We start from the raw sequence: 7,736 nt of genomic DNA on the forward strand, positions 1-7,736 counted from the left end.
CCGCCGTACTGATCGCAGTCCCTGTTCTCCGCCGGCAGGCGCACAAGGCGTGGCAGTGAACCGAAGCGGCACTTTGCGCCGGGGTGTGTGGGCAGGGCTGTTGCTGGTCCTGGTGCCGTTGACTGCCGTTGCGGTTCTGGCCGCAGCAGGTGCTGCGGGCCCTCCCGGCCTGGGGCTTCCCGACCCGGGGCCGGTCACCCGGTGGGGAACCCCCGTCGCCCGCGCCCTCCATGATTCCGCGGCGGCCCTGACGATCGGTTTCCTCGTGGCGGCCTCGGTGTGGGCTGTTTCCGGTGCCGCTGTTGTCACCTTGGCCTATTCCAACGTCGCTGGATCCAGTCCTTCAAGCATCAACGGCGGGGACATGGTCCAGTTCCTGACCCGTTTTGACCTGGGGCGCTCTTTGGGGTTGAGCGCCTTCCTGGCGCTGATTGTCGCGACCGGGTGTTGGATGGCAACACGGACCCTTCACCTCGGGTTCCTTACCCTGCTCAGTCTTCTTGCCCTGCTGCCCTTAACGGTGACTGCCCACGGCGCGTCGAACCACGAAGCGGCGGTGAACCTGCTTGGGCTTCACCTCATCGGTGTCACGATCTGGACCGGCGGTTTGGCCGCGCTCGTGGTCCTGCGAGGAACCCTGAGGGAGGACTTTCCCCTGATCGCGCAAAGGTATTCGAGGATTGCCGGAGTGAGCTACGTCCTGGTTCTGGTGACCGGTATCGCGGGGGCGCTCCTGCGCCTGAGTTCCGCCTCGAGCCTGGAGGGAACCTACGGGATCCTGCTCATAGCCAAGACAGCGGCCGCTCTCCTGTTGGGTGCCGCCGGCTGGTATCAGCGGCGCCGCATCCTCACCCTGCTGGCATCGCGGGCCACGTCAGGAAGATCGTTTGCCCTGTTCGCGGGTTTTGAGATCTTCATCATGGCGTTCACCTTCGGGCTGTCCGTCGCCCTGGGGCGGACGTCTCCGTTCGCTGAATCTGTCATCCAGACAGCCGCGGAATCCCTCCTGGGTGCTGCTTTGCCGCCGGAGCCTGGCGCTATGCAGTGGCTGAACCAATGGCGGGTCGACGTCGTCTGGGCGCCCGTTGCCGCACTGCTGCTCGTCTGGTATTTCCGTGCGGTACGGAAAGCAGGACGGCAAAGACTTTCCTGGCCGATCCTTAGAACCGCAGCCTGGGTAGTGGGGTGCGCCCTTTTCCTGTGGGCCACCAATGGCGCCCCTGCCGTCTACGCGCAGCTGCTGCCCAGTATGTTCATCACCGTCCAGGTCGTCGTCGGGCTTGCCGTACCCGTCCTGTTCGCCCTTGCACGTCCAGTCTCGCTCGCTCGGGACACGCTGGCTTCGCGGCACGATGGAAGCCTCGGAGCCAGGGAGTGGCTCGCCTGCGCTGCACGACTGACAGTGACCCGTACACTGGTGCACCCGTTGCCCGCGGCGTTTGTCTATGTGGGGTTCCACGGGGCCCTGCACTTCACGCCGTTGCTGGGGCCGGTGGTCAGTAGCAACGGCGGACGGATCGTCTCCACCGGTGCCACATTGGTGGTCGGGTACCTGCTCGCCTACGCAGTACTGTCACGCCCGCCCTCCCCTGGGGCCGTGAAGGCTAAGCTCGCGGCGCTCCTCACCGTGTTGGCGTTTCATATAGCAGCGGGGCTTTCGCTGACTACACGCGAGAGCCTCATCGGAGGAGATTGGTGCCTCCTCGTGGGCGACCTCTGGAATATTCCGGTCACGACCGACCAGCCCATCGCCGGCCTGATCCTCTGGGGCGCCGCACTGCCACCCCTGCTGGCCCTCGCCATTGCACGCCGAAACCTCGTAAGCACGAGCGGGCAGAGCCTGGTTCACGGCGCTACGGCACACTGATTTTGGTCCGCCCCAAATCCTCAACTACTATCGTTGATAGTAATAGCCACGGGTGGATGAGCCCTGCTCCGCTGCAGCGGAGCGGCATTCCAGGCCTTGGCTCCACCAACATTCGATTGAAAGCGATCCCATGCCCCACAAAACTGTTCCCGGTAACGGCAGGAAAGTGCGCACCGCCGCCCTGGGAGTCGCCGCAATGTTTCTCCTGGCGGCGTGCGGGCAGCAGGCCTCCGGTGAGGCAGGCGCGACTGCACACAGCGACGAAGCGCCACATGACGATGAAACACCCCACAGTGATGGATCGTCGTCCCCGGGGGAGGATCCGTTCGGCCATGTGCATGGCCTTGCGTTCGATGAGGACACCGAACAGCTCCTGCTGGCCACCCACAACGGGTTGTTCGACGTTGCCGCCGACCCCATCGAAAAGCTCGGCCCGACCCTCGACCTGATGGGATTCGCCAGTAACGGGAAAGACCTGTACTACGCCTCAGGGCACCCGGGATCCGAAGTGGAACTTCCCAACCCTATGGGGCTGATCGAGTCAACCGACGGAGGAGAAACCTGGCAGGAACTCTCCCGCCAGGGCGAGTCGGACTTTCACACCCTGACTGTGTCCGAAGACGGCGTCATCGGATTCGACGGGACACTGCGGAAAACAACCGATGGTAAGGAATGGTCCGAGATAGAGGCGCAGGTCCAACCGGCGAACCTTGCGGCGTCCGTCGACGGACCCACCGTCCTGGCGACCACGGAGGAAGGCGTCCAACGATCCACCGATAACGGAGAAACCTGGGCGCTGCCGCCCGACTCACCGGTGCTCCTGCTGACGACCTTCGCCGATACGGACACCGTCGTAGGGATCAGCCCGGACGGGGCCGTGCACATCAGCCAGGACGCGGGACAAACATGGAAAGAAACCGGAGGATCAACAGCCCAGCCTTCCGCGATCGCCGCAGACGTGAACGAGCAGGACGAGCTGCGGATCTGGGTCTCGACAGAGGAGGGCATCGAGTTCTCCGAGGATGAGGGAGCGTCCTTCACCACGACTGTGCAGGCCGGCCAGTAGCAGTCCCTTGCACGCTGAACCGGCACCACACACGCACCCAGGGCAGGTCGAGAGCGGACGGGACTTCCAGTGACGATTGGAGAGTTCTTCGCGCAATCCGTCCAGTCAGGGGCGCTCCTCCTGGCAATTCCGCTGGCCCTGATTGCCGGCATCGTGTCCTTCATTTCGCCGTGCATCCTTCCGCTGGTGCCAGGCTATGTTGGGTACGTTTCCGGGCTTACTGACCCGAACTCCCCCGGAAACCGGCGGAAGGTCCTGACCGGTGTCGGTTTGTTTATCCTCGGGTTCGCGCTGGTCTTCACCTTTTACGGGGCGGCTTTCGGGCTCATCGGAGGGTGGATGCTGCGCTGGCAGGACCTGCTCATCGCATCCTCGGCCTGTTCGTCATCCTCATGGGCCTGGTCCTGGTGGGGCGCTTCTCCTTCTTCCAGCAAACCAAGAAACTTAGCTGGAAACCAAAGAACGGGGTCGCAGGCGCGCCATTGCTGGGAGTGGTGTTCGGGCTGGGCTGGACTCCCTGCATGGGGCCGACCCTCAGCGCGGTCCTGGCCCTGAGCGCCACCACCGGTACCGCGTGGCGCGGCGCGCTCCTGGGATTCGTGTACTGCCTCGGCTTGGGCATCCCCTTCGTCCTGGTAGCCCTGGGCGTCGGGTGGGTAACACGGACCCTGTCATTTGTCCGACGGCACATCCGGATCTTCAACATCGCAGGCGGCTCCCTGCTGATCCTGGTGGGACTGCTCATGGTGTCAGGGGCCTGGAGCCTATGGATCTACCAACTGCAAAATCTGGCCGGCACCTACCTCACCCCGGTCTGATGATGGGCATGCCAAGATGCGCCAACGACTGGCCGAACGAGGAGGCTGACTCATGCGGGCAATTGATCAGCCGGGATTATGCCCACAAAGTGAGCGGATAATCGTTTGGTGCAGGCGACTGTCCTGCGCCGGTTCGTCACCTACAGACCTGGGCTAAAAGGGCCTAGCCTGCGGCCTCACCGGATTCGGTACTCCCCTCCGGCGCACCACAAGCGCGACGCCGCTGTCCTAGGAAAGCCGTCGGTGCGGCGTGCCTTCCGCGTCCCGGTAGGGTCGGTTCATGGATTTTGTACTGCCCCGCCGGGCACACGTGTTTGTTGATGAATCCAAAAGCGGCAGCTACTACATCGCCGCGGCAGTCATTTCCCCGGCGGATGTTGTGGCCACCAGGTCAACCATCAAGGGTCTGCGGCATAAGGGGTCCACAGCAGTTCATTTCAAGAGTGAGCGGGACTCCGTGCGCCGGGCTTTCCTCAAAGGAGCAGCAGCGACCGGGGTGCAGACCGTGGTGTATGTCGTGAGCGGCGAACCCGACAAGGTCGCACGGCCTGCTTGTCTGGAAGCCCTCATCGAAGATCTTTGCTACGCCGATGCCGAGCGTCTGGTGCTGGAACAGGATGACTCCCTGGCGGCCGCTGACCGGCGCATCATCGCCGAGCAGCTACGTGTCCAGGACAACAGACACCTGCGGTACAGCCATATGCGCCGTAACGAGGAGCCCCTGCTGTGGGTGGGAGATGCCGTCGCGTGGTGCTTCCAGAAAGGCGGATCATGGAGGGCGGACGTGGAACCACTGATTGGTGAGGTCCGGAGGCTTTAAATACGCGAGCCTGGCTCGTCATACCATCCGGAAGACTGCCAGGCCTACTTCGCAGGGCTACTGCCCTTTGCACTGCCTACTGTACCGGGGGATTCCCTGACAAAACAACCAGTCTCCTCAAAAGGCGACTGAGATTCAGGAACGTTCAGTTGTCCACGTCTGCGTTTCTGAGTCCGCGCCAGCCGGTCCAGGCGGCGGCCAGTAGGAGGGCGCCGCCGAGGTAGAAGACAGCTCTGATGCCGAAGAGGTCAGCGGCGATGCCGCCGAGTAGTAGCGAGATTAGCCGCCCGGATTGCCAGAGCATGTCGAAGGTGGCAAAGATACGCCCACGGAGTTTCTCCGGTACCTCAGCCTGCAGGAGGGAATTGAAGGTGACGGCCCCGGTGGAGGTTCCCAGCCCGTAGACGACCAATGCGGCCATGGCCGAGACCAGTCCGGTGATCGTCGCGAGGACGGCGTCCACCAGTCCGCGAAGGACAAATGGTCCCAGCACAAACCCGGGCCGGCGTGGATTGTCTGTGATTTTGGTGAGGATAAGGGGTCCGATTGCGGCGCCGGCGCCGATGGCTCCGATGAGCAGTCCGAAGCTGGCCTCATCGAGGCGGAGGTGCTCTTCTGCCAGGACGACGAGTAGCGCGCCGGTTGCTCCGGCTGAAAGGGCTGTCAGGAACTGGGTGGCCGCCAGCGCGCGCAAGAGCCGGTGCCGTGCGAGTTCGATGAGTCCTTCGCGGGCGTCCCGGTACCAGGAGGTCTTGTGTGTGCGTGCGGGCTGGGCAGGTACCGTTAGGCGCAGCAGGGCGGCGGCTGAGGCGAGGTAGCTTGCGGCGTTGATCCAGAACGCCCAGTCATAGCCGAAGACCGCGACCACCACACCGGCCAGGGGTGCCAGGACGATTTGGGAGATGACGGCGGCGGTCCAGAGCCCGCTGTTTGCGGCGACCAGGTCCCGTTCCCGGACGATGGAGGGCAGGACTGATTGGGCTGCTGGGTTGAAGAACACGGCGGCGGCGGAGAGACCGACGGCGATCAGGTAGACGTTGAAAACGTCGCCGTCCACGAAGGGCAGGGCAAAGGCGAGCCCGGCCCGGATCAGGTCGGCGGAGATCATGACTTTCACTCGCGGCAACCGGTCCACCAGTGCGCCCGCCAGGGGAGCCAGGAGCAGCACCGGGATGATTTCGGCGATGACCACCCCGGAGACTCCGAGCCCGGACCCGGTCAGGGAGTAGATCAGCAGAACCAGGGCGACCGTGTTGAACGCATCCCCCCATTGGGAAATAGTCCGGGCAGTCCACAATGCGCGGTACGGACGCTGCTTTAGTAACGAAGTCAACGAGGTCCGCGTAGGCATATCCCGATCCTTCCAGAAGTACAGCATGAGCATGGACCGGCACGGGATCCTGATCCTCGTCAGGTGATTACGTCGTCCTGTTCCCGGCAGATTGCAGAGAACAAGGGATGGGTCGGAGTTTTGCTCGGGTGTTTTAGTCGTGCGCGCAGCAGGCGCAGGACGCCTCCCCAGTTGTCGACGCAAAGATGACTGTCGTGCTTGCCGTGGCGCCGGTTCCTGAAAGCCGGGTCATCAACATCAACGGAGCAGGTTCCGTCGAGGTGCTCGTCATCAAGGCGGCTGCGCCTGTCATGGTGTCGGTGCTGCAGCAGGAATCCTTGCCGCCATCCGGCGTGTTCCCGCAGGCGTCAATGTCCTCGTCGACGTCGAAGTTTCCAAGGGTTGGGGCGCAGCAGGAGTCGCCCTTCCATGCTTCGCGGCCTTCCTTGATGGCAACGGCGGCGATGATCAGGGCGGCGATGGGGTCCGCCCAGGACCAGCCGAGGGTGCTGTTGAGCAGCAGTCCGACGAGCAGGACACCGGAGAGGTAGGTGCAGAGCAGGGTTTGCTTGGAGTCGGCGACGGCGGACCGGGATCCGAGTTCGCGTCCGGCCCGGCGCTGGGCCCAGGACAGGAACGGCATGACCGCCAGACTCACCGCGGCCAGGACGATCCCGACCAGGGAGTGCTGAGGCTCAGTGGCGCCAAGCAGTGTCCTGACGGCGTCGAAGGTCACGAACGCGGCGAGGACGAAGAAGGAGAACGCGATGAACCGCAGAGCCGTTTTCTCGCGGGTCTCAGGGTCGCGTCCGGCGAACTGCCAAGCCACCGCAGCGGCCGAAAGGACCTCGACGATCGAGTCCAGGCCGAAACCGATCAGGGCGCTCGAGGACGCGATCGTTCCGGCGCTGATCGCGATGACCGCTTCGATGACGTTGTAGGTGATCGTCGCGGCAACGAACAGGCGGATCCGCCGAGACAAAACAGCTCGCCGCTCAGTCGTTGGTGCCACGATTGCCACGGATGCAGGGCGATCGTGTGTGTGGGTGCTCATCAGCAGCAGGCCTTCCCATCGGTGTGGTTTTCCTTCGTGGTGCAGCAACACTCGGGTTTGCTGACGGCGACGACGTCCAGTAGCGCCGTGAGGGCTTCCCCCAGCTTCCTGTCAGCCAATTCGTACCGGACCCGCCGACCCTCGGGGACAGCAACGACCAGCCCACACCCACGTAAGCAGGTCAGATGGTTCGATAGCCGCTGCTTGCTCACGCCCGCCAGTTCAGCCAGCTCACCCGGGTAGGACGGCGCATCCCGCAGAGCCAGGAGAACACGGGAACGGACCGGATCCGATAATGCATAGCCGAACCTTGCAAGCACTGAGTGATGAGTGAGTGTGTCCATCCTCCAATAGTACACAATTCCATGTACTGACCGACTTAGCTGATACGGCCGTATTAGCCTCGGGCTTTCATGAGGGTGGTCTCAGAGCGGTACGTTGAACGGCGAAAGGTGCTCCTGACGTGGGAAAATGGTGTTGTCTAGGCATCATTCGTACCGCGTCAAAAGGAGAGTGGCCGGCGGGGTGCGTGTACCAGGATCGGTGCTCAGCTGGGTATCCCGGCGGACACGATCCGTGGCTGGTTGCGTACCGTTGAAATTGATCAGGGGCTGAGGCCTGGGACCACAACCGATGACGCCGCCCGGCTGGCAGCACTCGAACGTGAGGTCGTTGAGTTGCGGCGGGCGAATGGGATCCTGAAATCGGCGTCGGCTTTCTTCGCGGCGGAGCTCGACCGCCCCTCACGGCGATGATCTCCTACATCGACAACTACAAGGAC

6 protein-coding genes and 2 pseudogenes are annotated in these 7,736 nt (G+C 63.4%); 5 read left to right on the forward strand and 3 right to left on the reverse strand.

Annotation, left to right across the window (positions count from 1 at the left end; translation table 11 throughout):
- Positions 1 to 49: 49 nt before the first annotated feature.
- The 4 genes and pseudogenes from Y704_RS0107005 to Y704_RS0107020 all read left to right on the forward strand — a co-directional run bounded on the left by Y704_RS0107005 (position 50) and on the right by Y704_RS0107020 (position 4,571).
- Entirely contained in the window at positions 50 to 1,867 is a 1,818-nt protein-coding gene (locus Y704_RS0107005; RefSeq protein WP_155850254.1) for a bifunctional copper resistance protein CopD/cytochrome c oxidase assembly protein, read from the forward strand.
- 130 nt (positions 1,868 to 1,997) lie between these two features.
- Positions 1,998 to 2,933 carry a F510_1955 family glycosylhydrolase gene (locus Y704_RS0107010; protein WP_026549590.1) on the forward strand — a complete coding sequence of 312 codons (936 nt, stop codon included), beginning with the start codon at positions 1,998 to 2,000 and terminating at the stop codon, positions 2,931 to 2,933.
- Positions 2,934 to 3,002: 69 nt separating this feature from the next.
- Positions 3,003 to 3,751, forward strand: a pseudogene (locus Y704_RS19580) (cytochrome c biogenesis CcdA family protein).
- Positions 3,752 to 4,031: 280 nt separating this feature from the next.
- Entirely contained in the window at positions 4,032 to 4,571 is a 540-nt protein-coding gene (locus tag Y704_RS0107020; RefSeq protein ID WP_026549591.1) for a hypothetical protein, read from the forward strand.
- Positions 4,572 to 4,716: 145 nt separating this feature from the next.
- On the opposite strand, the gene Y704_RS0107025 is transcribed toward Y704_RS0107020, so the two are convergent.
- The 3 genes from Y704_RS0107025 to Y704_RS19590 form a co-directional block, all read right to left on the reverse strand.
- Positions 4,717 to 5,922 carry an MFS transporter gene (locus Y704_RS0107025; protein WP_026549592.1) on the reverse strand — a complete coding sequence of 402 codons (1,206 nt, stop codon included), beginning with the start codon at positions 5,920 to 5,922 and terminating at the stop codon, positions 4,717 to 4,719.
- A gap of 133 nt (positions 5,923 to 6,055) precedes the next feature.
- Complete coding sequence (locus Y704_RS19585) at positions 6,056 to 6,955, reverse strand: cation efflux transmembrane domain-containing protein (protein WP_081747460.1); 900 nt, start codon at positions 6,953 to 6,955, stop codon at positions 6,056 to 6,058.
- Entirely contained in the window at positions 6,955 to 7,299 is a 345-nt protein-coding gene (locus Y704_RS19590) for an ArsR/SmtB family transcription factor (RefSeq protein ID WP_081747462.1), read from the reverse strand. The genes Y704_RS19585 and Y704_RS19590 overlap by 1 nt, the downstream gene beginning before the upstream one ends.
- Before the next feature lie 195 nt (positions 7,300 to 7,494).
- Between Y704_RS19590 and Y704_RS25180 the strand changes: the two are divergent.
- Positions 7,495 to 7,707 (forward strand): annotated as a pseudogene (locus Y704_RS25180) (IS3 family transposase); the annotation flags it as partial.
- Positions 7,708 to 7,736: the final 29 nt, after the last annotated feature.

The sequence above is a fragment of the Arthrobacter sp. Br18 genome (assembly GCF_000520555.1).
In the GTDB taxonomy this organism is placed as follows: domain Bacteria; phylum Actinomycetota; class Actinomycetes; order Actinomycetales; family Micrococcaceae; genus Arthrobacter_D.